We start from the raw sequence: 26,869 nt of genomic DNA on the forward strand, positions 1-26,869 counted from the left end.
TTTCATGGAGGGATATCAGGGGCGCAAGCGAGCCGTACTTTCTCGATAGATCAGCCATTCCACGAGCAGCAGATTCGGAACAAAACCTAGCCAAGCGACCATGCGGTAGAGATCCATGGGCCGGGGCTCGAACAGAAAAACCAGCGAGTATTTCCAAACCCGCAATGTGATGGCCGAGAGCGTTAATGCATAGCTGCGAAGCATCCACTCGCGGTGCCGTGTCCAATCCCGCTGCAATGCCGTGCGCCAGCCCAACGCGGAGGTGAACATCCAGCTTACGGCAAGGAGGATGAAGGCGAGCCTTGAGCTCCAGCCGCCATTGGCATAAAAAGCCATGACTAAGCTGGCTGGACCGGTGATGAAGCAAACATTGATCATGTAGGCACGGCCCATCCAGCGATGGATCTGTGGCATACGGCGCAGCACGGTAGGGAAAAATTGCGTGAACCCCGCTAGCAGGGCCAGCATGCTGGTAAAGACATGAATCCAAAATGCAGTTCTCCAGAGCTGGATACCGAGATACTGCTGCTTAATTTGGAGAAAAGCGGCATCGTCCCTGATAGGGAAATACTCGAGAGTGATGCGTAGCATCAGCCAGGTAAACCATGCCAGAGCAGCGAACCGTAAAATCGTGAAGATCGTTGCGAACTTTGGCTTGGTAGGCATCTTCAAAACCGTATATTCAGTCTGAATGATCAGCCTTCAATCTCGATTTATCATGTGGGTCGCCGTGGCTTGCCTAGTCACGGTTTTGCCCGTGCAGGCACAACAACTGACGAACGAAGACATCCAGCAGGCAGACAAGACGGCATCCTCAGCTATCGGAACTTATACAGGGATGTTTGATCAGCATAAGATCACGGTGAGTATCGAGAAAGTGGTGGGCCAGACTGTTCTTGGCTACAGTGTGGTGCAGGGGAATGAGCGTGCCTTTAGCGGGGCCTGGAGCACGGTGGAGGAGGGGATTGCCTTTGTTGGAAAAGAGCCGGGGGACCACGCAGAAGATGGTGTTTTTAACCTGACGTTCCATGCGAAAGAGAAGACTTTGACTGGCAACTGGGAACCCCAAAATAAGAAAAGAACGGGCGTGCCGCTGGCGCTGAAAGCGCAAAAATTTAAATACAATCCGAAGGCGGGTAAATACCCTCAGACCTCGACGAAACTTCTCAAGGAAACTGATGTGGAAAATTTGCGGCAAGAGGAACTGCGATTGATGCGAAATGAGATCTATGCCCGGCACGGCTATTCATTTACCATCAAGGACATGCAGGAACACTTTGCTAAAGTCGATTGGTACATGCCGGTGGCCCTGGATGTGGCAGGAAAACTGACGCCCATCGAGACAAAAAACGCTGCATTGATCAAGCGTTACGAAACCTATGGAGCAAAATATTACGATCGCTTTGGCCGATGAATGGCTGAAGTTCAGATTGATGCGATTGTTTTGAGTCGTGAATGGATGGCCAGTCATGGACTTGAGGCGCTTTCCGGACCGACGCTTCAAAGATGACCCTCAATTCGCTGCTGGACATCCCTCGGCCTGTCGTTTCCAATACAACTCGCGCCAGGAAACTGGCGCTCTTTTTAGCGATCCAAAACAACAACCGACAGCAATCCCTACTTTATGGCAAAAATTGAATTTGGCTCCCAGGTCTATACCTGGTTCATGCAGGGCACCGGCAAGGGCTACGACAATAAACTGGACCACATGATCAAAGTGGCTGGCGAGGCCGGCTTCACGGGGATCGAGCCGATGGTGCTCCAGATTTCTGAAAGCGCTCTTGGCTGTGGCAAATATTGGCTGGGTGATTTTTGTGACCCGATCCGTCTGAAAGACGCTTTGCAGGAGCACAACGTCAAACTGGCTGGTCTGGCTCTGGTTTGCGCATGGGATGGCGATGAAGAAACCCCTGCTGAAAAAGAGGCGGCGGATTTCACTCTGGATCTGCTCAAGCATTTTCCAGGCTCCATGCTGGGGACGGTGACCCTGCCTAGCGGTCGTAAAAACGACCTTCAACGTCGCCGCCTGAATGTGGCGCGCAATGTCAACAATGTCTCCAAGAGGGCAGCAGATCTAGGGATTAAGGCTTCCTACCATCCCAATAGCCCCCCACCTTCCCTGGTGCGCACCCAGGAAGATTACGATGTGGTCCTCAGCAGCTTGGACCCTAAAGTGACGGGTTGGACGCCTGACGTCGGCCACATCATTCGCGGCGGCATGGATGTCATCGCCACGCTGAATAAATTCCAGCACTTGGTGAATCACATCCATTATAAAGATTACTCTGGCAATGGTCCTGAGCCATGGGCCCAGATGGGAACCGGCAAGCTCGACTTCCACAAGATCACGGAATGGCTTGTCGCCCGCAAATATGAAGGTTGGATCATCTGTGAAGATGAGGCCCACATCGCCGTCGAGGATCCAGATGGTGTGACCAAGCAAAACGGTCAGTGGTGTAAGGAAAACCTGCTACCTCTGGTGGATTGATTTTGATATCTCCTGCCGTGCCCTAATTCCTGGGGCACGGCACTGCCGTGGGTAAATGGCCTCTTATGTTCTGGCTCTTTTCGCAAATCTCTTTTGAAGTCTCTCTATTGTTTTAGCAGCATTAGGTCTTTAACACATTCAGTGGAACATCGGATGAGCCTGGTGGAATGGTAGTGCGGAGTTTTGCTCAATTCCGGGGAATTAGAAAACCTCTCTGGAGGACTGTTTTAGAATCATTCGTTCCGATTCAGATTTTGAGATCGGCAAACCTTGCCGATTGTGACAGATCTCCGTGCGGATGTCACGAATCGTCAAGTCGGGGAAAGGCGCGAAGGAATGTCGCGTAATGAGAGTCCTTCATGATTCGCACCTTCATCACTCTTACCTTGGCATTGCTCGCCAGCACTGTCGCCTCGGCCCAAAACATTCGTGCGGGCATCATTGGCCTGGATACTTCGCACGTATTGTCCTTTACCAAGACACTGAATACCGACCCGCAAAAGCCTGAAGTCATGGGGGTGCGAATGGTGGCGGCTTACCCCCAGGGATCAAAGGACATCGAAGGCAGCGTCAAAAGAGTGCCTGAATACACGGAAAAGGTAAAGGCCATGGGCGTGGAAATCGTGCCAAGCATTGATGCCTTGCTGGAAAAAGTAGATGTCGTCTTTCTAGAGACCAATGATGGCCGCCCGCATCTGGAGCAGCTGCTGCCTTGTTTGAAAGCTGGCAAGCCTGTCTTTATTGATAAACCCATCGCCGGGACTTTGGTGGATGCGATCAAGATTTTTGATGAGGCTAAGAAGGCTGGTGTTCCTGTGTTTTCTTCATCGTCCCTCCGCTTTGGGAAGAACACTCTCGCTGTTCGGGCTGGCAGTGTTGGAACGGTGAAAAAGGCCGATACTTTTAGCCCTGCTTCTCTGGAGGCAACGCACCCTGACCTTTTCTGGTATGGCATTCATGGAGTCGAGAGTCTGTTCACAGCCATGGGGACAGGTTGTATTTCCGTTAAACGCAGCACCACACCTGAGGGGAAAATTACCGTCACTGGAATTTGGGAGGGAGGTCGCACGGGCACGTTCACGGAAGGTAAAGGTTACGGTGGAAAAGCCATCGGTGATAAAGGTGAATCTCCGATTGGTAGCTACGATGGTTATGATCCGCTGCTTTTCGCCGCAGTGCATTTTTTCCGCACCGGGCAGTCTCCTGTGACGCCGGAAGAAACACTGGAAATCTATGCTTTTATGGAAGCTGCGGACGAAAGCAAACGTCAAGGAGGAGCTGAAGTCACCCTCAAGTCTGTCATGGACAAAGCCGTGGCTGAAGCTCGCAAGTGAAGATCGCTAAATCGTCTCCATTTTCGACTGAGCCGCCATCATTAGGATGGCGGCTTTTTCTTTGTTGCGCATCACTCGGGTGTTGTTTTCTTGGCTGAAGGGTTCCTCTTTCCTTTATGAATAATCCTGCCTGCCCGATGTGTGAGATGGATGAGATCTTAGACCATGTGGATCATTCAGAATGTGTGACCTGTGGGCATGAATGGGCTCATGATGCTGAGGTCTCTGCTGTGGATCGTGTGGTAAAAGATGCCTACGGCCATGTGCTTGCCGACGGAGATATCGTGGCGATGATCAAGGATCTAAAATTGGGCGGCACCTCGCAGGTCCTTAAAGTGGGCACAAAGTCGAAACCGATTCGACTGGTGGACGGTGACCATGAAATATCCTGTAAAATGGAAGGATTAGCAATTTCGTTGAAGGCCTGTTTTGTGAAAAAAGTGACCACGTAAAAGGCTTTCTCAACTAACATGTACGATGATAGGGCGTTGATTGTGTGGTTTGATTTTTTGCTCGAATCTTGCATGTAGAGAAAGTTGCGCAACTATGGAGGCCTAACTGGGTTTTAGACAGAGTAAATTTCTTTGTCTCATGAAGCTCATTGTCTGCGCCATTGTTGTTTTTGCCTCGGGGGTACCGCATCTCTCTGCGGTTGAGGCAACACATGGAGAAATCTCTGCCGATAAACTCCATTTTTTTGAATCCAAGATTCGCCCTGTTTTGGTGGAGCAATGCTACAAATGCCACTCAACAGAATCTGAAAAAGTCAAAGGTGGGCTGAGGTTAGACACTCGAGAGGCTACGATCCAGGGCGGCGAATCTGGGCACCCAGGTATCACTCCAGGTAATCTGGTGGAGAGCAGTCTTTATGAAGCCATCACCTGGGCAAATGACGATATGCAAATGCCACCGAAAAACAAATTACCGGAGGATGTCATCGCCAATTTTAAAAAATGGATTGAGATGGGAGCCCCTGATCCGCGCGAAAGCAAAGTGGGTGACAACGCAGGCGCGAAACGGGAAATCAACATGACTGAAGGTCGCAAGCATTGGGCCTTTCAACCTCCCATAAAAACGCAGCTGCCCAAACTTAAAACTGAGGGCTGGGCAGTGTCAGATGTGGATCGGTGGATTTTAGCTGGTTTAGAGAAGGGTGGGCTAAAACCGATGCCTCCGGCAGATCGTCAGACTCTTATCCGCCGTATCTCTTATGATCTAACGGGGCTGCCGCCGACGCCTGAAGAGGTGGATGCGTATGTGAAAGATCGCTCTCCATCTGCCACTGAACGCATTGTGGACCAGTATTTAGAATCTCCTCGTTTTGGAGAAAGATGGGCACGTCATTGGTTAGACGTGGTGCGTTATGCTGAAAGCAGTGGTAAAGAGGTAAATCTTCTCTATCCCCACGCCTGGCGTTATCGGGATTACGTCATTGATGCGTTCAATCGAGACAAACCTTATGACCAATTTCTGAAGGAGCAAATTGCTGGTGACCTCATGCGTTATGAAAACAAACGTGACCAGGCTGAGAAGATCGTGGCTACAGGCTTTCTAGCCATCGGTGCCAAGGGGCACAATAACCGTGATCGCCGCCAGTTTAATTTGGATTTGGTGGATGAGCAGATAGATGCTTTGTCGCAATCTATGTTAGGCTTGACGCTTGCTTGCGCACGCTGCCATGACCATAAATTCGATCCCGTGACCCAGCGGGATTATTATGCGCTCGCGGGTATTTTCCTCAGCAGTGAGACGTTGTATGGCACGCATCAGCAACTCCAAAATAACAACCCTTCGAGCTTGATTGAACTGGAGAGTGAGGCCCAGCAGGTCTCTGCACTGGCTAAAATTCGTCCTGAAGAAGTTGCTGAATTAAAGAGACGACATGAGGCTGCAAAAAAGGTGAGTGAAGAAGCCCAAAAGGAGGTTTTGGCTCTACGGCGAGAGGACCGCGAGCGCGGAGGTGCGGCGAGTTTTCTCAAGATTCGTGCAGCCCGGGATCGTGAGGAATCTGTAAAGGCCGATTTGGACCAGTTTCATAACGATGGAACTCCTCGCACTTTAACCATGGGGGTGCTGGACCGTGACCGCCCGGTGAATAGTGCCCTTTTGGTGCGAGGCGATTTGAAACAACCAGCCGAGACAGTGCCTCGCGGATTGGTGGAAGTTCTTTGTGCTGAAGGCGAACCACGAAACATCAGCGAAGGCAGTGGTCGCCTTGATCTAGCGTGGTTTATCGCGTCTAAAGAAAATCCGCTGACTGCGCGTGTGATGGTCAATCGCATCTGGCTCAAATTGATGGGCAGCGGTCTGGTGAGCACGCCAGATAACTTTGGCGTCATGGGACAAAAACCTTCACATCCTGAGTTGCTTGATGCCCTGGCACTTTCGTTCATGGACAAAGGGTGGTCGGTGAAACGGATGATCCGTGAAATCCTGTTAAGTCGCAGTTATCAAATGTCCTCGACTTACGACCCGGATAATTTCGCATTGGATCCTGATAACAAGCTGCACTGGCGGATGAACCAGCGGCGGTTAGAAGCCGAAGCGATCCGTGATGCCATGTTGGCTGTCGCAGGTAACCTAAACCTTTATCCCGTGGATGGTTCTCCCGTGGCTCGTGCGACTGAGGGCAGGGAAGGGTTCTTCACGCTCAATCGTGAATTGGCTGGAAAACCCTACAATTATCGCAGTATCTATTTACCCATCGTTCGCGATTTGATTCCTGAATCTCTGACGGTTTTCGATTTTCCTGATGCCAGCTTGGTCAATGGCGAGCGGGACAGTACCAATGTTCCGAGTCAGAGCCTTTTTCTGATGAACAATCCCCAGGTGCTCAGCGCTGCAGATGCTATGGCCGCAAGGATTGCCAAGCATCCAGGCAATACGATGGAGCGCCTCACGTATGCTTACCAACTGACCTTTGCACGTTTACCCACGGAGGCTGAGTTAGCCGCGATTCGTAGTTTTTGGATGCGATTTGCCCAGCAGGCCAACGATGGTAAAAATACGCAGCAGGCGCGTGATCAGGCCCAGTATGCAGCACTTTCCGCCTTTTGCCAAAGTCTCTTCGCCAGTGCTGAGTTTCGTTATTTGAACTGATCGTTTGTTAGTCAATTTACTTCTTCATTGCCATGAATGATCCTTTTAACCGGCGTCAGTTTTTAAAGACTACCTCCAATGGATTTGGATATCTAGCTTTTGCCGCTCTGGCACAGCAGCAAGCCCTGCGTGCGAGTGCACCGCTTGCGGTAAAAAATCCGCATTTTCTTCCTCGCGCCAAACACGTGATTTTTCTCTGCATGCAGGGAGCACCTTCGCATGTGGATCTTTTGGACTACAAACCGAAGTTGCTAGCCGATGATGGGAAAAGTGCTCCTTCCATCGCCGGACGTTATGGCCAGGCCAAACTGATGAGGTCTCCCTGGAAATTTAGCCAGCACGGTAAAAGTGGATTATGGGTCTCTGAGTTGTTGCCCAACTTGGCTAAACATGCGGATGATCTTTGCATCATCAATTCCATGGCTACAGATTTGCCAGCGCATCCTCAGGCCTTCACCCAACTTCATACCGGAACCACTCAATTTGTTAGGCCGTCATTGGGCTCTTGGGCTTTGTATGGTTTGGGGACGCAGAACGAGAATCTGCCCGGCTTTGTGACGATCAACCCTCCCGGTAATGCAACGCGGAGTTATGGCAGCGCATTTCTCCCCGCTATTTATCAAGGGACGAAAATCGGCGGGGGCGGTGATGGTGCGCTAGCACGTCGCTTTGGTGGTGGCTCAGATCAGGCCAGCATCGCCAATATTAAAAACAGTCGTTACAGCACGGAGGCACAGCGCACTCAGTTGGATCTGGTGCAGTCTCTGAATAAAAACCGTATCATTGAGGATGGGGGTGTCAGTGCTGAGGTCGAGGGCGTCATTGAGTCTTATGAATTAGCCTTCCGTATGCAGGCAGAGGTGCCCAAGGTGATGGATTTGAGTCAGGAAAGTCGAGCGACACAAGAGATGTATGGCATCCCGAATGAAGCGACGGCAACTTTCGGCAAGCAATGTCTGATGGCTCGTAAGTTAGTGGAGGCTGGGGTGCGTTTCATCGAGATCACGCATGGTAATTGGGACCAGCATTTTAATCTCAAAGCTGCGCTTGAGCGCAATTGTGACGCCATTGATCAGCCTATTTCGGGACTGCTCCAGGATCTCAAACAAAGAGGATTGCTGAAAGACACTCTCGTTATTTGGGGCGGGGAGTTTGGCCGCACTCCTCACAGCCAGGGTGAGGATGGTCGTGACCACAACAACAAAGGTTTTACGATGTGGATGGCGGGCGGCGGGGTGAAAGGCGGTATGAACTATGGCAAGACGGACGAGTATGGTTATGAGGCCGTGGAAAACCGAATGCATATTCATGACTGGCACGCCACCGTTTTGCATTTGATGGGGCTTGATCATGAAAAGCTGACCTACCGTTACGCTGGGCGGGATTTCCGCCTCACCGATGTGTATGGAACCGTGGCGAAGGAAATTTTGGCATAATGCTCAGGCAATACTTCTGCGCAGTTCTCAAATCGTTGATTTGTTCTTTACCGAAGCTGCCTCTACACTGGACCGATGACGTTGCTAGACATCGGCTGGAATGCTGCCTTTGAAGAAGCCTTTGCCCCTTACTACAAGGAGGGATGGGTGCCCGCGCGCTTGACCCGCGACAATAAGATCACTTATGGTGCCTTGGTCGGAGATGGGGACGAGTATGAGGCCATCATGTGTGGTAAGGTTTACCACGATGCTGAAACGGATGCCGATCTGCCTGCCGTAGGAGATTGGGTGGCCCTGGAAGTGGGCCAGGAAGACCAGGAGCATGTCATTCGTGCTCGCCTGCCACGCCAGACTTGTTTTTCCCGCAAGATGGCTGGCAAGAGTACCGAGGAGCAGGTCATCGCTGCCAATGTGGACGTGGTCGTGGTCGTCACAGATGCTGGCACTGACTTCAGCCTGCGGCGTATGGAGCGCTACTTCACCATCATCACACGCAGTGGTGCCAAAGCGGTGGTCCTGGTGAACAAGTCAGACCTTTATGAAAAGGCTGACAATGAAGAAGCCGCGGAGCAGATCCGTGCACTGAATCCTGAGGCGGACGTGCACATCACTTGCGCGACTAAAAAGCGAAGTCTTTCGGTCTTGCGCCAGTACCTGAAAAAAGGCCAGACGGTGACACTCATTGGCTCCAGCGGTGTGGGAAAATCTTCCGTGCTGAATCAACTTCTCGGTGATGAGTATCAGTGGACGGATGATGTCAATGAACTCACAGGGAAGGGGCGTCACACCACCACCGCGCGTGAGTTGATCATCCTGCCGAAAGGGGGGATTCTCATTGACAATCCTGGCATCAAAGAGGTCCAGATGTGGACGAATGAAATCACCCTCAGGGAAGGGTTTGCGGACATCGAACAACTCGCTCTCCAGTGTAAGTTCGGCGATTGTAAACACGGTAAGGACGCAGGCTGCGCGATCCGTGCTGCTCTAGAGGCAGGCAAATTGGATGCCGGACGTTATGAGGGATTTCTCAAATTGGACGACGAGATCGAAAAACTCCGCCGAAGCCGCAAAAAACGTCAAATGACGGTGGAGCGCCGCTCCAAACGAGAACTTCGTGCCCAGGTGCGTCAATATGAAAAAAGACGTGATCCTGAGCATGAATTGGAACCTCGCGAACGCCGCCAAGGCGGAAAATAGGCAATCTTTTGCGGCAGAAAAACCTCCCCATGTCGTTTTGAACATAGAGGTCCTGTCTTGACTCTCACTACGCCACCGTTGATTTTTCCATTAATCCATGTCTGAAATCGTTCCTCCGCCCGCCGTTCCTGATTCGAGCTCGATTGAGAAAGCCTCCACCTGGGTGCAGCCCCTTCGCAATGAGATCGGGCGAGTCCTCGTCGGGCAGGCTGAGCTTGTGGATCGTCTCCTGGTCGCCCTTTTAACCAATGGTCATGTTCTTTTGGAGGGGGTGCCTGGACTCGCCAAGACTCTCGCCGTGCGCACGCTTTCCAGTGCGCTTCACGCCGACTTCAAGCGCATCCAGTTCACGCCTGATTTATTGCCGGCGGATGTCATCGGCACCATGGTGTATCATCCTAAAGAGGGAAGTTTTACTGCTCGTCTAGGGCCCATTTTTGCCAATCTCGTCTTGGCCGACGAAATCAACCGTGCCCCGGCTAAGGTCCAAAGCGCCCTGCTGGAAGCCATGCAGGAGCGCCAGGTCACCATAGGTGAGAATACTTACAAGCTACCAGATCCCTTCATGGTTCTCGCCACGCAGAACCCGATCGACCAGGAGGGGACTTACACCCTCCCAGAGGCGCAGTTGGACCGTTTCTTGTTTAAAGTCCGTGTCGTTTACCCCACACCGGCTGAGGAGCGCCGCGTGTTGGACGCCATGGCCACTAGTGCTCCTAAGTTGGAGGTGAATCAGATCACCAAGACCGAAGACATCGTTGCTAGCCGGACTTTGGTGAATGCCATTTACATGGATGAAAAGATTCGGGATTACATCGTCTCCATCATCCAGGCCACTCGCACCCCGGATGCCTACGCTCCGCATCTGAAGCTGCTCATCCGTTGCGGGGCTTCTCCTCGTGGAACTATCAATCTGGCTCTGGCTGCCAAAGCTTACGCTTTCCTGGCGGGACGTAATTACGTCACCCCTCAGGATATCAAAGACCTAGCGCCAGACATCCTGCGCCATCGCATTCTCCTTTCGTATGAGGCCGAAGCAGAAGGAGTGAGCAGTGAAGATGTGATCAAGCAGTTGCTCGACAAGCTGCCTGTGCCGTAAGCACCCAGGTTAAAGATCCCAACGGTCTCCTAGATCTGCTGACTGCCCTGAATCATGTCTGCTTCCACTCCTGAAAACGACGAACAACTCACCCGCATCCTCAAGCGAGTGCGGCGTATCGAGTTGATTACCCGCGGTATGGTGAAGGAAACCTTGGGTGGGCAGTATCATTCTCGGTTTAAAGGGCAGGGGATCGAGTTCGACGATTTTCGCGAATATCAGGCGGGTGATGATGTGCGTTTTCTGGATTGGAATGTAACTGCGCGTATGAACGAGCCGTTCGTGCGCAAATACATTGAGGAGCGTGAACTCACGGCCATGATCGTTGTGGATGTGAGTGGGTCGGGTGACTACGGTAGTCAAGAAGACAGCAAACGTGAGCGCGCTGCTGAGGTCGCTGCGGTTTTCGCCTTCAGCGCGGTACAAAATCAGGATAAAGTGGGCCTCATTCTGGTCTCAGACCGGGTGGAGCACTACCTTCCTGCGCGTAAAGGCAGTGCCCATGCTCTTCGTATTTTGCGAGATATTTTGACGATCCAGCCGAAAAGCCGGAAAACTCAACTCTCACCGGCCTTAGATCTCGCCTTGGAGCGCGTCGCTCATCGTGCTTTGGTGGTGCTGGTATCAGATTTTTTGACCCATGAAACGACTTGGGAGGCCAGCCTGCGATCTCTGGCAGCCAAGCATGATGTGGTCGCTGCTCAAATCAGTGACCCACGGGAGTGGCAGTTACCGGCAGCGGGTCGCCTATGCTTGGAAGATCCAGAAACCGGTGAGCAATTCACCGTGAATACATCCCACCCAGCCGTGCGTCAAAAGTATGCTGAGGCGATGAGCGAGCGGCAGACCGCGCTGGGCAAGTTACTTCGGAAAAATGGTGTCGAGCGAATCGATGTTCGTATGGACGATGATTATGCACCAGCAATGAAGGCTTACTTCCGTGCCCGAAGAAGGAGGAAGCGCTGATGATTAACTTTTTGTTAGCCCAAGCTCCTGCTCCCCCCCCGCCGCAGCCCCTGCCGCACCCAGAGCTGCCAGAGGTTTTCCTGCCACCTGTTCCTGAGCCTACCTGGATATACGCCGTGGCATTCTTAGCACTGGTCGGTCTGCTAGCGCTCGTTCTGTGGCTGCTTTTGCGGCCACGCCAAGCCGGGCGGCCTGAGCCTAAGAGGCCCTGGAAAAAAGCCATGCGCGCGCTCAAAGAGCTTTCTTCTAAAGCTCGGGGTTTACCCGCAGGCGAAGTCAGTGCTCAAGTCTCAGAAATTCTGCGCCGGTATTTTTTAGATCGCTACCAAGTGCCGGCACCCTTCCGCACCACTCGCGAGTTGTTTGATACTGCAAGTGCTCTGCCTGTTTCTAGGCTCCAGAAGTATGCGTCTTTAGCTACTGTGTGGGATGAGCTTTCGTTTGCGCCGGCTCCTGCATCAGAAGAAGAGACGATGGAATTGCTGGCCAAAGCGATTAACGCTTTGGAAGAGGATCATCCCGTGCAGGCGGCCGATATCGCGGCTGAAGAGCGTGTGGAGACCCCGCTTCCGCCGCTGGATGTTGGCGTAGGTCTTCGTAAGCTGTTCTTTCTGATTGCTGGGTTTGACTTTCTCATTGCGGGTGGGATGATTTCGCTGCTGTTCTTTCACGGACAGGCTCAAGAGATGTGGTGGGTTATTTTGATTCTCGCCGCCATGGTGGCCTTTTTAGGCCTTCGCAATTTCCGTGATGCTAGCGCCATTGATCCTCGGCAACGGGAGCTTGAATTGGATCCTGATGCGCCTCTAGAAGAACAAATCCGTTATTATCAACAACGGCTGATTGCCGTTCCATTGATCATGATTCCACTGACGATATGGGTGGCTTATGACATGGAGAGACTGAGCTCGGGCGCTGTTGAACAACTTCGCGTGTGGGCTCCTATCGCCGCCCTGTATGATTTCTTTGGTTACTGGGGGGCGGTTCTACTTTTCCCTGTTTTTGGCCTAGTCTCTGTGATCTTGACATGGTCCAGATTGAAGGTGCTGAAGTTGCATCTCGCACATCAAGCCCGCTCCAAATGAATCTCCCTTTTTTACCAGACATCATTCTTGCCCGGTGGGAATGGCTTTTGGCCCTTCTGCTCCTCCCGCTCATGATGTGGTGGCGGGGGCGTATCGGGCAGGCTCCTGCGGTGGCTTTCCCCACGGCTTTCATTCTTCGGGATCTAGGCTTCAAGGCTAAGTCCACTTCGGGTGGGGTGACGTTTGGACTCGTCATTGTGAGTTTAGCCGCAGCCATCATCGCTCTGGCACGACCTCAAAAAGTGATCTCTCATGATGAGGACAATTCTGAAGGTATCGCCATCTGTCTTACTGTGGACGTATCCCTTTCCATGCTGATCGAAGATTTCTACATCGGTGGCTCTCCGGTGAATCGCATCACGGCAGCGAAGAGAGTGATGCGTGACTTTATTCGTGGTCGAAAAAGCGATCGTGTGGGCATCGTGGCCTTCGCTGGCGCTCCTTACCAACCGTGCCCCTTAACCCTGGATCATGAATGGCTGGAATCGAATCTTGATCGAGTTCAAACGGGTGTGATGGAGGATGGCACTGCCATCGGCTCAGGGCTGGCGGCCGCCTCTCGCCGTTTGGATAAAGAAACCGTGCCCAGCAAAGTTATTATCTTGCTAACGGACGGTGCTAACAACAGCGGTAAACTGAGTCCTCAAGATGCGGCCAAATTGGCAGCAACTCTGGGGCAGAAAATTTACACCATTGCCATCGGTACACCTGGGGTCCACCGCATTCCCTTGCCCGACGGGCGTGTGATCACCAGTGGCAGGCAAGAATTTGACGAAGGCACCCTCCAAGAGGTCGCACGGATTGGCAGTGGTAGCTTTTACATGGCGCAGGATCTTACGGCACTGAAAGAGATCTTCAGCACGATTGATGCCCTGGAGAAAACGGAGATCAAACGCCGAACGATCAGTGAAACCGAAGAACTATTTTTCTTCCCAGCCTCTTTGGCCGCCATGCTCCTCGCACTGGCGTTGCTTTTACGACTCACCTTTTTGAATTCAGCGCCTGTGGCTGTGGCCACCTGATTTTGCTTGGCCTATGACTTTTGCATTCCCAGATCTCCTCTACCTGCTGCTTGGACTTCCTGTTTTTTTGGGATTGCGCCTGTGGGCAGCATGGCGTGCGGGGCAGATCGTGCAGAAGATGACGGCCCCTCGGCTGCGCCCCCAGCTCTTGCTGGGTATTTCAGCCGCGCGTTCCAGCATCATTTTTGCTTTGCAGCTCCTCGCCTTAGCTTGCTTCATCATTGCAATTGCGCAGCCGCGTTGGGGAGAGGATAAGACCGTGCAGGTCGAATCAGGTAGAAACATCATCATCGCCTTAGATACCTCGCGTTCCATGCTGGCGAACGATGTCACACCAGATCGTTTGACCCGGGCTAAACTGGCCGCGCAGGATGTTCTCAATTCCTTAAAAACAGATCGTGTAGGTCTCATTGCATTTGCTGGCAATGCCTACCTTCAGGCCCCTCTGACCACCGATCATGAAGCGGTGGTCGAAGCGATTCAGTCGCTTGACTTCACGGCCGTTCCTCGAGGTGGGAGTGAATTGGGTAAAGCTCTAAAGTTGGCGATGGAGACTTTTGAAAAAAGCCCCGCGCGCAATCATGGATTGATTCTTTTCAGCGATGGCGGCGAACCCGATGCCCAAGTGCGCGAATATGCCCAACAGGCTGCGAAGAAAAACATCCTCGTTCTTACAGTCGGAGTAGGGACAGAGTCTGGCGCACTGATTCCGGACCCAGATCCAGATCGTCAAGGTGACTATGTCCGTGATCGCAGTGGGAATGTTGTGAAGACCTCATTGCAAGGGGCTGTGCTGCAAGAGGTGGCTGCTGCTACACGTGGGAGGTATCTCAAATTGGGGTCCCAACCTCTGGCTGTATCCGTGGTGCGGGATCTGCTCTCTGCGCTCCAAGCACAGGCAAATGAAGCCAAGCAACTTGTGAAACCCATCGAACGTTTTCAGTGGCCGTTGTCTATTGGAGTATTGTTTCTTATGATCGCTTGGTTCCTCCGCCCATCTCCTTCGCGCCGTCGTTTGGTGCCATCTATAGCTATCATCTTCCTGAGTATTGGACAGGGCTCACAGACGGCGTTTGCTGCTTCAACAGCACCTGTGTGGGCCACTCTTTTGACCGAAAATCAGGAAAAAGTGCAGGCTGCAGAAGAGGCACTCAAAAGTGGCAATCACAAGCTGGCCTCTGAGCTATTTGGCAAACTGCTCAAGGATGAAAATCCGCCGCCCAGTCATCGTTATCGCTACGCTCAGGCTTTGGGATACTCGACTCATCAACTCAAAGATTACGACCGTGCCGTCGGAGCCTTCAGCCAAGCTCTAGAATCCGATGAGCCTCAGGTGCAAAAGCAGGCTCATCAAGGGTTAGCTCACAGTTTGTATGACCAAGGGGACCGATCTTTGGCCAAGCAGCCCAAATACACGCTCAAAGCTTGGCGGGATTCGGTGAAGCATTTTGAGGCCATTTTGAAAATGGAACCTGAAAACAAAGCCATTCAGGAAAACCGAGACTTTGTGAAAAAGCGTCTGGAAGAGCTGCAGAAGCAATTGGACGCCCAGGAACAAAAAGGTAACAAGGGTAATAAGGGCGACAAAAAGAAAGGCCAAAAAGGGGATAAGGGAGAAGAAGGGGAAGATGGAGGTGAAGAAGGTGAATCCGGAGAGGAAGGGGACGAAAATGGAGAAGGTCAAAAAGACAAAGACCGCAGTCGCAAAGAAAGCCTGGGAAAACAAAAGGGTGAAAAAAAGGAGGAAGAACTGCCTGAAGGTGAACTGAAAGCTGCGGATAAAGGTGAGCCCAAAGACAAGGAAGGCCAGCAGGCTGAGCAAGCCGAAGCCTCTGAAAACAAGGCCGATGATGCTACAGGCTTTAGCCGCAATGAGGCCCGTGCCTTTCTGCGAACCTATGCAGACGATCAAAAGAAAGCCCAGATCGTGCGTCCGCGAGATCCGGCAGTGAATGGCAAAGATTGGTAACTGGAAATGAACATGATGGGACCCATGACTAAAGTGATTCGAGATTCCTGCACAGCTTGGCGTTTACTTGCTGTTTTCTGGCTGGCTTTGACCAGTCTGTCTCATGCTGCCACAGTTCGTGCCTACATTCAGCCAGCCAAAGCTAGGCCTAACCAAATGGTGATGTACGTTATTACCGTCCAGGATGGTCAGGTAGAAAGCGTTCCGGATCTTCGACTGCCGCTTCAGATCAGTCAATCCACAGCAGTCTCGACTTCTCAGCAATACAGTCTTTCTCAAGGTCGTCAGACGACTTCTATTCAACTCAGTTGGGGGGTCGCAGCGTCTGAGCCTGGGGAGTTTGTCATTCCTGCGCAAACTCTTCGTATCAATGGGGAAGAGGTCGCGACGAATGAAGTAAAACTTTCTGTGGAGGCTGGTAGTGATCCCTCCGGCCTTGGCTCTGGCGAGGATGCTAATCAGCCAGTTCTTCAAATCGAGCTTGGTAAAAAAGAAATTTATCAAGGAGAAGTCATGCCGGTGACCTGCAGTTTGTACGTGCCTCGACAGACCCAGCTTCGTCGCCTCGGATTGATCGAAATTGAAAAGAGTGACTTCGCCATTTCACGTTTCCCTCAGCAAAGTGATCAGACGACGACCGTCATTGACGGGGTGGGTTATGTTGTTCTGACGTTTCGCAGCACCCTTTCATCTCTGCGGACAGGTGATCTTAAAGTGGGGCCTGCATCCATGGAGATTTTGGTCGAAGTTCCCATGGAAGGAGCTCGTCGCCCCAATTTGCCTCAGAATTTTCCACAAGCGTTCTTTGGGGTCCCTACTGAGCCGCGAAAACTGGTGGTCAAAAGCCAGCAAGTAACTCTCAAAGTGCTGCCTCTGCCAACTGAGGGGAAACCCGCTAGCTTCAGTGGGGCGGTGGGAGATTTTTCGATGACAGCCAGTGCCAACCCAAACGAGCTCACGGTGGGAGATCCATTAGCAGTGGAGTTAATCTTTGAAGGCACCGGTAACTTTGACGCGCTCACGGCTCCGGCGCTGACTGCTCCGAGTGGATGGAAATCTTATCCTGCGAAGCGCTACAATATTGAAGGGCAGCTTGACCAAAACCAAGTGCCGACTTTAGAGCGAAAAATTGGTTATTCGCAGGTTTTCATTCCTGAGGCTGTCCACGCTGCGCTTCCTCCTTTTGAAGTCAGCTATTTCAGCGCCACGCAGAAGCAATACGTGACTCTTCGCACAGAAGCGATCCCGCTGACCATGAAACCTGCAGCGCCCACCTCTGAGACTGCTGCGACGGCCTCGACGACAGCGAATATGCCCGTGCCCCCCCCTGTTGCAGATCCCTCGCCAGATATCACAGACATCGTGATTAAGCCCTCGCCAACCTCTCGCTGGCTTGCACCTACCAGCACGCTACTCATTCACAGCCGCACTTTTTGGAGTCTTCAGATGGTGCCCGTAGGATTGCTCCTTTTAGCAAGTGTATTTGCGATCAGTCGCCGCCGCCGTTCAGCCCGCATGGCAGGTCGGGCAGGGGAGCTCCGTGCTGCCTGGGCTGAATTTGAATCAGGTAAAGCCTCGGAGGCTAACTTTCTGCGCCACGCAGCCCAATTCATCCATGTCGCTAGTGCTGGAACTCCGGTGAAAGATCCTGATTTGAAAGCGATCGTCGAACGCTACGAAAACACACATTTTACCGCTGCGGGTGCTAGTCCTATCCCAGCGATTGAGCAGCGCAAGATCACGGAGACTTTAAGTCGCCTGTTTAAACAAGCTCTCGCCAAGGTGACTTTGCTGGCCCTTTTAGGATTTCTGGCCTCCACTAGTTCATCGGCACAATCTTCGAAAAACTCAGCCCCCACCTCAGATGAAGTCTATCGTGAAGCTTTGGCGGAAATGGAGAAGGGGAATTTCGCCCGTGCTCAATACGTGGCTGAATCACTGACCAAGAAGAAACCCGCTCAACTCAGTCCTGAGGTTTTTCAACTCATCGGTCACGCGCGCTACCGCCAAGAGGATCTTGGTCGTGCCGTTCTATGGTATCAGCGAGCGCAGTTATTTGATCCACGCAATCCTGAATTACGCCAGAATCTGCGCCATTTGCATGAGCGGCTACGTTTTTTGTCTTTTGGTGAAAAATCGCCCCTAGCAGAATGGAGTCTGTGGCTAACGCCCAATGAATGGGTGCTTTTGGCTGCTATTGGTTTTTGGCTTGTGATGTTCTCCGTTCTTTGGCGTATCTTAGCTGGTCGCGGGGCTCTAACGGGGGCAGTGATCGTTTCTGTTTTGGGTCTTTTGATCGCCATTCCAGCAGCTTCTTTGGCTGCATTCAGGCCCCAGGGACTGGAACGCATACAGAATATTTCTCTGGTCACCGTGTCTGATGTACGGGCCTACACCGCTGCTACCGTGACATCTGGGACTGTGATGGATCTACCGCCAGGTTCTCAAGTGCGAGTTTTAGAAAAACGTGGCACTTGGGTTTATATAGAAATTCCAAATGCGCCCGAAAACTTGCGCGGCTGGGTGGAGGGGGGGGCCATCACCCCATTGTGGATTTGGGATGAAGCTTTAGTCCCCTGATTTTTTTTAGACCCCGAGGAATAATTCCGTCACAGCGGGCTCTCATGGTTAGGCATTGCCGCATTTGGGATGCTGAATTAAATCCAACCACAACCTACCTGATATGAAAGCTATCCTTCTTCTTTCCCTCGCCCTTGCCAGCCTGGGTCTCTCCAGTTGCGCCAATTGCTGTAAAAAGAAGCCTGCTGATTGCACGAAATGTGCATCGTGTGACTCGAAAAAGATGTAGAATGGGCTGAGTTTTTAAGAGCTCAACCTCTCATTTTTTATTGTTAGCTGCGTCACATGGAGTTCGAACACTTGGTTCAAGAACACTACCAGGGGCTTTATCGCTTCGCGCTGAGTCTTGCCCAGCGCGAGGCCGACGCAGCTGACCTGACGCAACAGACTTTTTTGCGTTGGGCTACTCGGGGTTTTCAACTCCGTGATCGTAGCAAAGCCAAGACTTGGCTTTTTACGACCCTTTATCGTGAGTTTCTTACTGGCAGTCGCCGTTCGGTTCGTTTTCCACATGTAGAACTGGCAGATGCGGAGCCGGAACTCCCTGCGGTGCAGGATCGCACGATGGAGGAATTGGATGGTCAATCTGCTCTGGATGCGCTGAGCCAGTTGGACGAAACTTATCGCGCACCCCTGACTCTTTTTTATCTTCAGCAACACAGTTATCAGGAAATCTCGGAAATTCTCAATGTTCCCATCGGTACGGTGATGTCTCGCCTTTCGCGGGGGAAATCCCAGTTGCGTCAAAAGCTGTCCCCAGCCCGCGAAGATCAAGATTCTAGTGCTTCTCCTCCTTCTCCCAAAGTGATTCCTTTTGTCGAACCCCCACGTTCTAGTCGCCATGGATGACTCAGAAATTCAGCTTCGTCTGAGTGCCTGCCGCCCGCACGGTCAGGACAATGATGATCCTCTTTTGAAAGAGGCTCTGGAGACTTTGCCTCAGCGTCCTGCTTTGATGGAATGGTTTGCTCAGGAGCAGGAGTTCGACCGCAAAATGTGCAAATGCGTCGGTGAAGTGCCGGTTCCTGATTCCCTGCGGTCAGAAATTTTAGCGGCGGCTAAATTGACCACTGCTGTGCCTCGCTGGCAGCGACTTCCCTGGTTGGCCACGGCGGCTGCGATTGCTCTTATGGGGATTTTGTTCACGCTCTCCGAGCCCGCAGCCACGGCGGGCACTCCCACTTTAGCGGAATTTGAGACAGAGATTGTGGATATTTTCGATTCCATGAAAAATCAAGGCTTTGGTCTGGATCATGTCACTGGTGAAATCGCCAATGTAAGTGCTTGGCTGGGTACCCAGGGTGCACCTAAACCTTATGTCGTAAAACCTTGTACCAAAGAGGCACGCCCATTCGGTTGCCGCACCGTCTCATGGCGAGGTCAAAAAGTCGCCATGGTTTGTTTTGGCCGAGGGGATCAAGAGGCCCATCTTTTTGTCGTCTTGAAAGAGGCTTTAAAAGACACCCCAGACCAACTCAACCCTGAAAAGGTGGAACGTGTGGAGGGATATCCTGTAGCCTCCTGGTCATGCCGCAAATATGTCTATGTGATGATGGGAGATTCCCCTGAAACGAATTTGGACGAATTCCTCGTCGCTAGTTCAGATCTCAAATGACACGGGTTGGCGGATTTTGTCCCGCTCGAGTACGTCGGCTAATGTAGTGGCCTGTAGCCAGGCATTGACATCATTGCGCAGGTTGCCAAAGACTTGGCCGAGCCCACACCCGCCTGGAATGCCGCATTCGCATTTGGCCCCGGGTTGATCAATCATCGTCGCACAGTGAATGGGCTCAAAGGGCCCATCAATCAGTTGCACGATTTCGCCAAGGGTGATGCGGAGAGGTGCTTTTTGAAATTGGTATCCCCCACCCACGCCTCGTTTACTCCGCAACAGTCCGCCATTTTTAAGGACCAATAAAATCTGTTCCAAAAATTTTAAAGGGATGCGTTCATTCGCGGCAATATCCTGGATGGAAAAGGTGGATATTTCAGGCGAGCGAGCCATAGCCAATAAGGCGCGCATGGCATACTCGGCTTTACGGGAGAGCTTCATGAAGGCTATGCGTTAAAGGAGTTTAATTTTGAGGCAACCAGCAATGGCAGCATTTACGAAATTTTTTTTGACAACTGGACTCGTTTCTGGCCAAACTCTCATTGTTCCTATGAAATGGATTTTCTCCCTCATCACCCTCTCCGTTCTTTCTTCTTGCACCACGAAGCCCTACATGGTGGGCAGCGTGAATGAGCAATTCTACAAACGCTATCGCACTCCGGGTGCAGGCTACCATAAGAAGGGTGAAGTGCGTGAATTCGACTACACTTGGCAGGAGCGCCTTCAAGGCACTGCCCACCTTCCAGTCGCCTTCAAGCAGAACCGCTCTAAAGTGGTGTATGTTCAGGAGGAAACTGTGGTGACTACTCCTTACACCAGCAGTAAATAAGCTCGCTGACAAAATGATTTAAATGAGAGCGGCTAACCTGTTGAGGGTTGCCGTTCTTTTTTTATGGTTTGTCAAAGCGTTGCATGCTCCTGCTATTCTTCTTGGCTGAATCAGTTAAGGGAATTTAGAAATCTGAAAATAAACCTTGATTCCCCAGGTTTATCTAGCATCCTCCACCTCCCCGAAAGTCCGAAATATTATTTGATCTCATGGCAGTAGCAATCCGTCTCCGTCAAGAAGGCTCCAAAGGCCGTCTGTTCTATCGTGTCGTCGCCGCTGACCAGCGTTTCAAACGCGATGGTCGCTTCCTCGAAATCTTGGGCACTTATGACCCACAGAAAAAAGGCGCGAACACCAACATTGATCTTGAGAAGGTGAATTCTTGGATCGCCAAAGGCGCTCAGCCTACAGAAACAGTTCGTAGCCTCATCAAGAGAGCTGCAGCAGCTGCTAAGTAAGCAATTGGTAACATCATTTTTGGTTTCCGTTGTTGCTCGGGCTGACGGAAACATTTAATTGCTTGTCATGGACGCCCCCGAAGCTCTTCGCGAATTCCTGACCTATGTGGTGGCCAATTTGATTGACCACCCTCAGCAAGCTTCCATCGCCATTGGCCACAACGCCAATGGCGTTTTGGTGTTTAGAGTGCAACTTGCTCCCGAAGATGTTAAGCATGTATTGGGTAAAAACGGCATGACGGCTAGTTCTATCCGCTCATTACTCACGACGGCCGCTGAGAAACACGGCATTCGTGTCAGTCTCAAAATCGGTGCTGCACGTGATTTAGAGGGAGAGGAAACCCCTGAGCAGGAGCAACAACGCGAAGCTGCCGCTGCTGGTTGTTGAGGCGGGACCTTGACGAATTTTCGTCCTGTTATTTTGATCCCCAGCGGTTGCAGAAAGCACCGCGCCGCATTATCCCCAGCGTTCCTTTTCATGTCGCTGACTCTTCACGATACTCTCTCTCGCTCCTCACGCACCATCACACCTTTGGATGGTAAGACACTGCGCTTCTACTGCTGCGGCCCTACGGTTTACGGTCCGGCCCATATTGGCAATTTCCGTACCTTTGTCGCTCAGGATGTTTTTCGGCGGGTTATCGAGCAAGGCGGCCTCGCAACCTTGCACGTGCGCAATCTCACGGATGTGGATGATAAGACAATTCGCGATTCTCAAAAAGCTGGCCAGAGCCTCACCGACTTCACCCGTTATTGGACGGAGAAGTTTCATGCCGATTGCGCAGCCTTGAATCTTTTGCCACCTCATGTGGAGCCGAGCGCCGTGGCTCATATTCCGCATCAGATCCGCATGATCGAGACGCTCATTGAGCGCGGTCATGCTTACGCCACTCCGGATGGCAGTGTTTATTTTAAAGTCGCCTCCTTCGCGGATTATGGTCGCCTTTCTCATTTGGAAGATCGCGAACTCAAGCTCGGGGCCTCTAGCGCTGCCAGTGCGACAGATAGTGACGAATACACTAAAGATTCCTTGGCGGATTTCGCTCTTTGGAAAGGCAAAAAGACGGAAGATGGCCCAAACCATTGGTCCAGTCCCTGGGGCGAAGGCCGTCCGGGTTGGCACTTGGAGTGCAGTGCCATGTCTCTGGAGTATCTTGGAGAAGACTTTGATGTTCATGGCGGTGGGGTGGATCTCATCTTTCCGCACCATGAGAATGAGATCGCTCAAAGTTGCTGCGCTACCCACGGCAAATTTGCCCGTCATTGGTTTCACGTTACCCACCTCATGGTGGACGGCGGGAAGATGAGCAAGAGTCTTGGAAATCTCTATACCCTGGAAGATCTCGGTGCGCGTGGTTATACTCCCGCAGAAGTCCGGTATGTACTCATCAGTGGACATTATCGCACGCCTTTGAATTTCACGCTGCATTCCCTGGATGCAGCCCGCCAGGCTCTTCAAAAGTTGGCCAAGTTTGATAAAGTTCTGCGTGAAATCAGTGGCCGGGTGGGGGATGTGCAGGGCTCTGCGCCAAGTCTATTTGCGAAAGCTTGGGGAACGTTGAATGAGGACCTGAACGTCCCCGGTGCGTTGGGCGATATTTTCGGTGCCATCAATAAGACGAAGCCTTCGTCTTTGTCCAAGGACGAAGCTACAGCCGCACTTGAAGGGTTCCACTTTTTGCTCCGTGCTCTTGGCTTACAGTTCCCTGACCTGATGGATGAAGTTGCTGCGGAGGTTCCTGCCGATATTGCCGAGTTGGCAGAAAAACGCTGGCAGGCTAAACAGTCCAAAGATTGGGCTGCTGCCGATGTTCTGCGCAAAGAACTCGATGCTGCGGGCTGGATCATTAAAGACAGCAAAGACGGCTACCAGGTGCTGCCGAAGTGACCTTAGCGCTGAATGTTTGATGGAAAGATCAACCTAGAATGGGCGCATGGAGCTATAGCAATCACGAAAAGGATTTCCTGATGGAGCAGACTGAATCGGTCTGAGGGGTGAGTCATGACCTCATTGAGCGCTAGGCTGATCTATTCCTTGAGCTCTGGCTAGTGCGCGCGATTCAGTCCGTGAAGAAGTCCGCTTTGAGCCTTAACCACAGCCTCTTAATGGGATTGAGGTCCGGGCTGTATGGCGGTAAAAACAGCACTTCGAAATGGTGCCAACGCAGACTTTTGACCTTGTGCCAGGTCGCATTGTCGAGCACCAGCACCCGACGTACCCCTTCCTACAAAGGCACGCTTTTGGCCAGCTCATTCAGCCAGCATTTGAAAACCGCGCTGTCGAATCCGTCAAACACCAGGTGAAAGCTCTCCCCGCTAGCAGGGCACACCGCCCCGACCACACTTCGCCGCAGATGTTCGCCCAAGTGCGGAACCTTCGGCTTGCTGCCTGGCTGCATCCGCCTGCGTCTTGGCCGAGGATCTCCTTCCACGCCTAGATCCTGGGCCTGACTTTTGATCTTTACTTCAAAGGCCTGGTGCCGGGCTCCATGCTCAGGCTCATCCAGAAGCGGCAAAGGCCACTTGCGCGGCAACTGCGGATTGAAATCCAGATCATGGAGATGGCGGATGACGGTGTTATAGCCGAGCTCCACCTGGAGCTGTTCTTTGAGCACTGTGACGGAAGATCTCGCACACCTCCTAGCGAGTGAGGCCGTGTAACAGGCAGCGAATGGCGGAAAGCCGGATGTAAGCTGTGCTTGTTAGGGCAGTGTCCGTGGCCACCTGAATTTCCTCCAGGCTGGCGTTGTCACAGTTGGGGCTGACTTCCATAGGCTTCAAGGTTTCTCCAAACCACACTTCAGGTCTTTGTAGAGCGATTTGTTCCAACCTACATACCGGAAATTCTTTCCGTGATTTACTCTAGTCGATCCGTTTCATCTGCTTGTCCGGAAATAAGCCAGGCCACCCGCGAGTGCAGGCAGCCGTTCTAACTCTGTTACTGTGATCGCAAAGTTTGTTCGGCGCTTCTACCACACCCACGCGTGCACAGTAGGCACGGTGCTACCGATCTTTTTCAGGATGGCTCCAAGGCGGTGGCGACAAACTTATTGTCGCCACCGCCTCCTTCTGTACTAACATCAAAAAAGGGATCATTCTCCCTCTGCGTAAAAAGCTCCTGGCCCAATTTAACGCCATCTTGGGCGCTCATCCTCCCTGCCAATAAATCAGTATAAAGTCGATTTGTTTTGATAGCCAAAGAATGAAGCAAACTTGGTTTTAAACTGTCTTCATGTTGAGGCCATTTCTGAATACTCATTTTTTCATTCACCACATTGCTTAAAAAAGCATTTAATTTACTACTACCATCCAAAATTTCCAGATCGACCGCAGGGTGTTCAATATTGATCAATGATGCGATCCAAGCTGTCTTCCAGTAAGGCAAGTGCTCTTTGGAAGCTTGCAAAGGATTTAACTTTTCAAGTATTGATCTCCCTTCAAAAATCATTGAAACAGCATGCTTGAAAGGCTCTGTGGGGTTGTTGCCTTCACGCCAATGGTATAAACCTAAAAGATGATACCGCTCCACCAGATTGTTCAAAGTTGTAACTGCTAAGTCGTAGTCTTCTTCTTTGATGGCTCGTTTCCAACGAGAATGAGAGCCCTGTAATCTCTCTTCATAAAAAGAGATTCGTTCAATTGCATTCATTGCCATATAATTATTTTATTTTAATAGGACTAAACTTACAAGGATTTTCACTCACTGGAATCAGTCTCCAGAGGCTCTGACTGCCTTTTAAGGCTGCATAGCTCTCCAGTTTTTTATCTTCTTGCAAGTCAAGAAGCTGTTTAGCCAGTTGCTTGTGCGAGCCATCCCCTTCCTTGAGGTAGCTTTCGAGACGTTTTTGGTTGTAGTTGAGACTACCCTGCATGTTTCCTGTAGTATCCACGGCCAGTGACTCAAGCCCTTTCCCATGCTTGGCCTCCACGGCGGCGTAGGTGGGGGTGGTGACCAGGGCGAGTTCTCCGCTGGCGGTGCGGAAGATGAGATCCAGGCCCTGGTTCCCCCGGTAATGTAGGGACACGTTTTCAAGCTGGTAGCCGATGCGCTTCATCTGCTGGAAGGCGTGGACGATGCCCTGGGCTTCCTCATGCGTCTGTGCGCGGTTTACCATGTTTAGCAGGGCCTGGCGCTGGGGCTCGGGGCCGTAGTCTTCCAGCTTCCCGGGGAGCTCAAAGAGGGTGTCGCTGAGGGCGGGGTTTTCCAGCCGCCTTTGAAAGTCGGCCGGGGTGTAGATCTGGGTCATGCCGGGCTCCACAACGAGCCGACCGTCTGCACGCGCGCGGGCCACGGCCATGGCTGCTACTCTTCCAGTTCAGCCCAAACGTATGTGCCTCTCAGATGAACCGGCAAAGCACGCAAAAAGTCCTTTCCGTCTTTAGGGTAATAAACTTTCCCGATGCCTGTTATTCCTTCCTTTTCAGCGAAGTAAGTCTCCCTGACATCATCACACACCGCTCTGCCATTTTCATCTAAGGTCCAAGTTCCCATGTGTTCTGTTTTACCACCACTAGAATCAAAAATTTTTACTTTCATAAGTTATTCATTGATCTCGTAATCATACACTTGCCTGCTCATCTTAAAGTTTGGTGGAAGGTGAGAATTGATTTCTTCCAACACGAAATTGCCATAGGTTCCACGCATAAGCAAGGCTTTGGCTCGGGCAAAAAGCCCTGCAACTGCAGCATTCTCGAGATACGGTTCTAGATCTCTTTCTATCTCTGCCTGATGAGAGATCATATGGCGCAGCCGTTGCAGATTCTTTAGGCCTATCGAATGCATTTCCCGTGGGCCATTGTGCCGCTTTTTAAGCACGCCAGGATTCGCACTGAGGCAAAGTCCGTTATCAATTAACGCAAGTTCAATCACCTTGTTCTGATCGTTCACTCTGATCATGTAGTTACTCTGATGGCGGTCTGTTTCAAGCAGGAGATCTTCCAGCAGTTGCCAATCTTCGGCGATTTCATCTGTGACCAATTTGCGGGCATCAAAAAATGGATCTTTTAAGATAGCTGACATCTTTTTTCCTGTTAAAAAGCCTTCCTTCATCAACTGGGCGGATCCCTCTCCATTGATATTTTCAATACGGGCGGTGGGAGGGATCAATGAAATCGTGAGATGCTCAGCCACCAGGCTCGCGGCGATTTCGCGCCGCCACTGAGTGGAAGGCTCAATTCCAGCCCGAATTTTTTCACGTGATTGAAATTGTGCAGGCTTATAGATGACCGGGACGCCATTGCGAAGTTCAAAGGCGAAATTGATGCCTCCGCCCTGAATCAGTTTACGGCTGGTGAAGGTAGTGGTCTCGATGTGTTTACGCATTGAGGCTGTGGTATCCGCAGCGCGCAATTTTTCTAATTCCTGCTGGATGTTAATGTCCACAGGCGCATTCAAAACTTCATGAAGAGCCTGCTGTATTCTTGCCATCTCCTCTTGAGAAAGAGTCCGTTGATTAGTGGGCATGGTGGCGCTGGTATCAAACGGCGAGACAAGCTCATCACCTCCGGTGCCATAGGCAGCCTGCCCTGCACCACTCCTCTGGCTGAACTGGAGGCGGGCTTCGGGTGCGGGGCCGGTGCTGCCTGCGGCCTGTGGCACCGGGCGGAGGGCGGCGTCGCGGGCGCGGCGTTGCAGGTCTTTGACCTGGGTTTCAAAGCTGCGGCCGAGCGTCGGCTTCAGGCCCACACGGGCCAT

28 protein-coding genes are annotated in these 26,869 nt (G+C 51.8%); 19 read left to right on the forward strand and 9 right to left on the reverse strand.

What is annotated here, in order from left to right; all coding sequences use genetic code 11:
- Positions 1–15: 15 nt before the first annotated feature.
- The gene (locus HNQ64_RS18115; protein WP_184211271.1) at positions 16–666 is read right to left on the reverse strand and encodes a DUF2306 domain-containing protein; all 651 of its coding nucleotides are present in this window, start codon (positions 664–666) and stop codon (positions 16–18) included.
- 25 nt (positions 667–691) lie between these two features.
- Between HNQ64_RS18115 and HNQ64_RS18120 the strand changes: the two genes are divergently transcribed.
- The 15 genes from HNQ64_RS18120 (at position 692) to HNQ64_RS18190 (ending at position 19,890) form a co-directional block, all read left to right on the forward strand.
- Positions 692–1,414, forward strand: a complete 723-nt coding sequence (locus HNQ64_RS18120; protein ID WP_184211273.1) for a YARHG domain-containing protein — start codon at positions 692–694, stop codon at positions 1,412–1,414.
- Positions 1,415–1,624: 210 nt separating this feature from the next.
- Complete coding sequence (locus HNQ64_RS18125) at positions 1,625–2,488, forward strand: sugar phosphate isomerase/epimerase family protein (RefSeq protein WP_184211275.1); 864 nt, start codon at positions 1,625–1,627, stop codon at positions 2,486–2,488.
- Positions 2,489–2,847: 359 nt separating this feature from the next.
- Positions 2,848–3,822: a Gfo/Idh/MocA family protein gene (locus tag HNQ64_RS18130; protein WP_184211277.1), complete on the forward strand. Its 975-nt coding sequence runs from the start codon at positions 2,848–2,850 to the stop codon at positions 3,820–3,822.
- A gap of 116 nt (positions 3,823–3,938) precedes the next feature.
- Positions 3,939–4,274, forward strand: coding sequence for a zinc ribbon domain-containing protein YjdM (locus HNQ64_RS18135; RefSeq protein WP_184211279.1), 336 nt, complete (start codon positions 3,939–3,941; stop codon positions 4,272–4,274).
- Between the two features lie 139 nt (positions 4,275–4,413).
- On the forward strand, positions 4,414–6,921 hold the full coding sequence (locus HNQ64_RS18140) for a PSD1 and planctomycete cytochrome C domain-containing protein (protein ID WP_184211281.1): 2,508 nt from the start codon (positions 4,414–4,416) through the stop codon (positions 6,919–6,921).
- A 32-nt stretch (positions 6,922–6,953) separates the two neighbouring features.
- Positions 6,954–8,357, forward strand: coding sequence for a DUF1501 domain-containing protein (locus tag HNQ64_RS18145; protein ID WP_184211282.1), 1,404 nt, complete (start codon positions 6,954–6,956; stop codon positions 8,355–8,357).
- Positions 8,358–8,432: 75 nt separating this feature from the next.
- Complete coding sequence (rsgA, locus tag HNQ64_RS18150; protein WP_184211284.1) at positions 8,433–9,554, forward strand: ribosome small subunit-dependent GTPase A; 1,122 nt, start codon at positions 8,433–8,435, stop codon at positions 9,552–9,554.
- 97 nt (positions 9,555–9,651) lie between these two features.
- On the forward strand, positions 9,652–10,653 hold the full coding sequence (locus HNQ64_RS18155; RefSeq protein ID WP_184211286.1) for an AAA family ATPase: 1,002 nt from the start codon (positions 9,652–9,654) through the stop codon (positions 10,651–10,653).
- 54 nt (positions 10,654–10,707) lie between these two features.
- The gene (locus HNQ64_RS18160) at positions 10,708–11,619 is read left to right on the forward strand and encodes a DUF58 domain-containing protein (RefSeq protein WP_184211288.1); all 912 of its coding nucleotides are present in this window, start codon (positions 10,708–10,710) and stop codon (positions 11,617–11,619) included.
- The gene (locus HNQ64_RS18165; RefSeq protein ID WP_184211290.1) at positions 11,619–12,704 is read left to right on the forward strand and encodes a DUF4381 family protein; all 1,086 of its coding nucleotides are present in this window, start codon (positions 11,619–11,621) and stop codon (positions 12,702–12,704) included. The genes HNQ64_RS18160 and HNQ64_RS18165 overlap by 1 nt, the downstream gene beginning before the upstream one ends.
- Positions 12,701–13,726, forward strand: a complete 1,026-nt coding sequence (locus tag HNQ64_RS18170; RefSeq protein WP_184211292.1) for a VWA domain-containing protein — start codon at positions 12,701–12,703, stop codon at positions 13,724–13,726. Before HNQ64_RS18165 ends, HNQ64_RS18170 begins: the two co-directional genes overlap by 4 nt.
- Positions 13,727–13,739: 13 nt before the next feature.
- On the forward strand, positions 13,740–15,695 hold the full coding sequence (locus HNQ64_RS18175; protein WP_184211294.1) for a VWA domain-containing protein: 1,956 nt from the start codon (positions 13,740–13,742) through the stop codon (positions 15,693–15,695).
- A 24-nt stretch (positions 15,696–15,719) separates the two neighbouring features.
- The gene (locus HNQ64_RS18180; protein WP_184211296.1) at positions 15,720–18,275 is read left to right on the forward strand and encodes a BatD family protein; all 2,556 of its coding nucleotides are present in this window, start codon (positions 15,720–15,722) and stop codon (positions 18,273–18,275) included.
- A 285-nt stretch (positions 18,276–18,560) separates the two neighbouring features.
- Positions 18,561–19,124 carry an RNA polymerase sigma factor gene (locus tag HNQ64_RS18185; RefSeq protein ID WP_184211298.1) on the forward strand — a complete coding sequence of 188 codons (564 nt, stop codon included), beginning with the start codon at positions 18,561–18,563 and terminating at the stop codon, positions 19,122–19,124.
- Entirely contained in the window at positions 19,117–19,890 is a 774-nt protein-coding gene (locus HNQ64_RS18190; RefSeq protein WP_184211300.1) for a hypothetical protein, read from the forward strand. The genes HNQ64_RS18185 and HNQ64_RS18190 overlap by 8 nt, the downstream gene beginning before the upstream one ends.
- On the opposite strand, the gene HNQ64_RS18195 is transcribed toward HNQ64_RS18190, so the two are convergent.
- A complete protein-coding gene (locus tag HNQ64_RS18195; protein ID WP_184211302.1) occupies positions 19,876–20,328 on the reverse strand; it encodes an RrF2 family transcriptional regulator in 453 nt (150 codons plus the stop codon). The genes HNQ64_RS18190 and HNQ64_RS18195 overlap by 15 nt on opposite strands.
- Positions 20,329–20,437: 109 nt before the next feature.
- Here HNQ64_RS18195 and HNQ64_RS18200 point away from each other — a divergent pair, with 109 nt between their 5' ends.
- The 4 genes from HNQ64_RS18200 (at position 20,438) to cysS (ending at position 23,062) form a co-directional block, all read left to right on the forward strand.
- The gene (locus tag HNQ64_RS18200) at positions 20,438–20,716 is read left to right on the forward strand and encodes a hypothetical protein (protein ID WP_184211304.1); all 279 of its coding nucleotides are present in this window, start codon (positions 20,438–20,440) and stop codon (positions 20,714–20,716) included.
- 209 nt (positions 20,717–20,925) lie between these two features.
- Positions 20,926–21,174: a 30S ribosomal protein S16 gene (gene rpsP, locus HNQ64_RS18205; RefSeq protein ID WP_184211306.1), complete on the forward strand. Its 249-nt coding sequence runs from the start codon at positions 20,926–20,928 to the stop codon at positions 21,172–21,174.
- 67 nt (positions 21,175–21,241) lie between these two features.
- Positions 21,242–21,562: a KH domain-containing protein gene (locus HNQ64_RS18210; protein ID WP_184211308.1), complete on the forward strand. Its 321-nt coding sequence runs from the start codon at positions 21,242–21,244 to the stop codon at positions 21,560–21,562.
- 90 nt (positions 21,563–21,652) lie between these two features.
- Positions 21,653–23,062, forward strand: coding sequence for a cysteine--tRNA ligase (cysS, locus tag HNQ64_RS18215; protein WP_184211310.1), 1,410 nt, complete (start codon positions 21,653–21,655; stop codon positions 23,060–23,062).
- Positions 23,063–23,234: 172 nt separating this feature from the next.
- Here the strand turns inward: cysS and HNQ64_RS24500 are convergent, their stop codons facing one another.
- The 7 genes from HNQ64_RS24500 to HNQ64_RS18245 form a co-directional block, all read right to left on the reverse strand.
- Positions 23,235–23,384, reverse strand: coding sequence for a transposase (locus HNQ64_RS24500; RefSeq protein ID WP_408004365.1), 150 nt, complete (start codon positions 23,382–23,384; stop codon positions 23,235–23,237).
- 15 nt (positions 23,385–23,399) lie between these two features.
- Positions 23,400–23,789 carry a hypothetical protein gene (locus tag HNQ64_RS18225; RefSeq protein WP_184211312.1) on the reverse strand — a complete coding sequence of 130 codons (390 nt, stop codon included), beginning with the start codon at positions 23,787–23,789 and terminating at the stop codon, positions 23,400–23,402.
- Between the two features lie 25 nt (positions 23,790–23,814).
- Positions 23,815–23,946: a hypothetical protein gene (locus HNQ64_RS24185; RefSeq protein WP_281382954.1), complete on the reverse strand. Its 132-nt coding sequence runs from the start codon at positions 23,944–23,946 to the stop codon at positions 23,815–23,817.
- A 244-nt stretch (positions 23,947–24,190) separates the two neighbouring features.
- Positions 24,191–24,823: a hypothetical protein gene (locus HNQ64_RS18230; RefSeq protein WP_184211314.1), complete on the reverse strand. Its 633-nt coding sequence runs from the start codon at positions 24,821–24,823 to the stop codon at positions 24,191–24,193.
- A gap of 10 nt (positions 24,824–24,833) precedes the next feature.
- Positions 24,834–25,472, reverse strand: a complete 639-nt coding sequence (locus HNQ64_RS18235) for a hypothetical protein (protein ID WP_184211316.1) — start codon at positions 25,470–25,472, stop codon at positions 24,834–24,836.
- A 5-nt stretch (positions 25,473–25,477) separates the two neighbouring features.
- Complete coding sequence (locus HNQ64_RS18240; protein ID WP_184211318.1) at positions 25,478–25,711, reverse strand: hypothetical protein; 234 nt, start codon at positions 25,709–25,711, stop codon at positions 25,478–25,480.
- 3 nt (positions 25,712–25,714) lie between these two features.
- The gene (locus HNQ64_RS18245) at positions 25,715–26,860 is read right to left on the reverse strand and encodes a hypothetical protein (protein ID WP_221305492.1); all 1,146 of its coding nucleotides are present in this window, start codon (positions 26,858–26,860) and stop codon (positions 25,715–25,717) included.
- Positions 26,861–26,869 lie beyond the last annotated feature (9 nt).

Source organism: Prosthecobacter dejongeii (assembly GCF_014203045.1).
Classification (GTDB): domain Bacteria; phylum Verrucomicrobiota; class Verrucomicrobiia; order Verrucomicrobiales; family Verrucomicrobiaceae; genus Prosthecobacter; species Prosthecobacter dejongeii.

Bases quoted from the DNA above. Each gene is read 5' to 3' on its own strand.
- HNQ64_RS18115 (WP_184211271.1), bottom strand. From the start codon at position 666: ATGCCTACCAAGCCAAAGTTCGCAACGATCTTCACGATTTTACGGTTC.
- HNQ64_RS18120 (WP_184211273.1), top strand. From the start codon at position 692: ATGATCAGCCTTCAATCTCGATTTATCATGTGGGTCGCCGTGGCTTGC.
- HNQ64_RS18125 (WP_184211275.1), top strand. From the start codon at position 1,625: ATGGCAAAAATTGAATTTGGCTCCCAGGTCTATACCTGGTTCATGCAG.
- HNQ64_RS18130 (WP_184211277.1), top strand. From the start codon at position 2,848: ATGATTCGCACCTTCATCACTCTTACCTTGGCATTGCTCGCCAGCACT.
- HNQ64_RS18135 (WP_184211279.1), top strand. From the start codon at position 3,939: ATGAATAATCCTGCCTGCCCGATGTGTGAGATGGATGAGATCTTAGAC.
- HNQ64_RS18140 (WP_184211281.1), top strand. From the start codon at position 4,414: ATGAAGCTCATTGTCTGCGCCATTGTTGTTTTTGCCTCGGGGGTACCG.
- HNQ64_RS18145 (WP_184211282.1), top strand. From the start codon at position 6,954: ATGAATGATCCTTTTAACCGGCGTCAGTTTTTAAAGACTACCTCCAAT.
- rsgA (WP_184211284.1), top strand. From the start codon at position 8,433: ATGACGTTGCTAGACATCGGCTGGAATGCTGCCTTTGAAGAAGCCTTT.
- HNQ64_RS18155 (WP_184211286.1), top strand. From the start codon at position 9,652: ATGTCTGAAATCGTTCCTCCGCCCGCCGTTCCTGATTCGAGCTCGATT.
- HNQ64_RS18160 (WP_184211288.1), top strand. From the start codon at position 10,708: ATGTCTGCTTCCACTCCTGAAAACGACGAACAACTCACCCGCATCCTC.
- HNQ64_RS18165 (WP_184211290.1), top strand. From the start codon at position 11,619: ATGATTAACTTTTTGTTAGCCCAAGCTCCTGCTCCCCCCCCGCCGCAG.
- HNQ64_RS18170 (WP_184211292.1), top strand. From the start codon at position 12,701: ATGAATCTCCCTTTTTTACCAGACATCATTCTTGCCCGGTGGGAATGG.
- HNQ64_RS18175 (WP_184211294.1), top strand. From the start codon at position 13,740: ATGACTTTTGCATTCCCAGATCTCCTCTACCTGCTGCTTGGACTTCCT.
- HNQ64_RS18180 (WP_184211296.1), top strand. From the start codon at position 15,720: ATGACTAAAGTGATTCGAGATTCCTGCACAGCTTGGCGTTTACTTGCT.
- HNQ64_RS18185 (WP_184211298.1), top strand. From the start codon at position 18,561: ATGGAGTTCGAACACTTGGTTCAAGAACACTACCAGGGGCTTTATCGC.
- HNQ64_RS18190 (WP_184211300.1), top strand. From the start codon at position 19,117: ATGGATGACTCAGAAATTCAGCTTCGTCTGAGTGCCTGCCGCCCGCAC.
- HNQ64_RS18195 (WP_184211302.1), bottom strand. From the start codon at position 20,328: ATGAAGCTCTCCCGTAAAGCCGAGTATGCCATGCGCGCCTTATTGGCT.
- HNQ64_RS18200 (WP_184211304.1), top strand. From the start codon at position 20,438: ATGAAATGGATTTTCTCCCTCATCACCCTCTCCGTTCTTTCTTCTTGC.
- rpsP (WP_184211306.1), top strand. From the start codon at position 20,926: ATGGCAGTAGCAATCCGTCTCCGTCAAGAAGGCTCCAAAGGCCGTCTG.
- HNQ64_RS18210 (WP_184211308.1), top strand. From the start codon at position 21,242: ATGGACGCCCCCGAAGCTCTTCGCGAATTCCTGACCTATGTGGTGGCC.
- cysS (WP_184211310.1), top strand. From the start codon at position 21,653: ATGTCGCTGACTCTTCACGATACTCTCTCTCGCTCCTCACGCACCATC.
- HNQ64_RS24185 (WP_281382954.1), bottom strand. From the start codon at position 23,946: ATGGAAGTCAGCCCCAACTGTGACAACGCCAGCCTGGAGGAAATTCAG.
- HNQ64_RS18230 (WP_184211314.1), bottom strand. From the start codon at position 24,823: ATGAATGCAATTGAACGAATCTCTTTTTATGAAGAGAGATTACAGGGC.
- HNQ64_RS18235 (WP_184211316.1), bottom strand. From the start codon at position 25,472: ATGGCCGTGGCCCGCGCGCGTGCAGACGGTCGGCTCGTTGTGGAGCCC.
- HNQ64_RS18240 (WP_184211318.1), bottom strand. From the start codon at position 25,711: ATGAAAGTAAAAATTTTTGATTCTAGTGGTGGTAAAACAGAACACATG.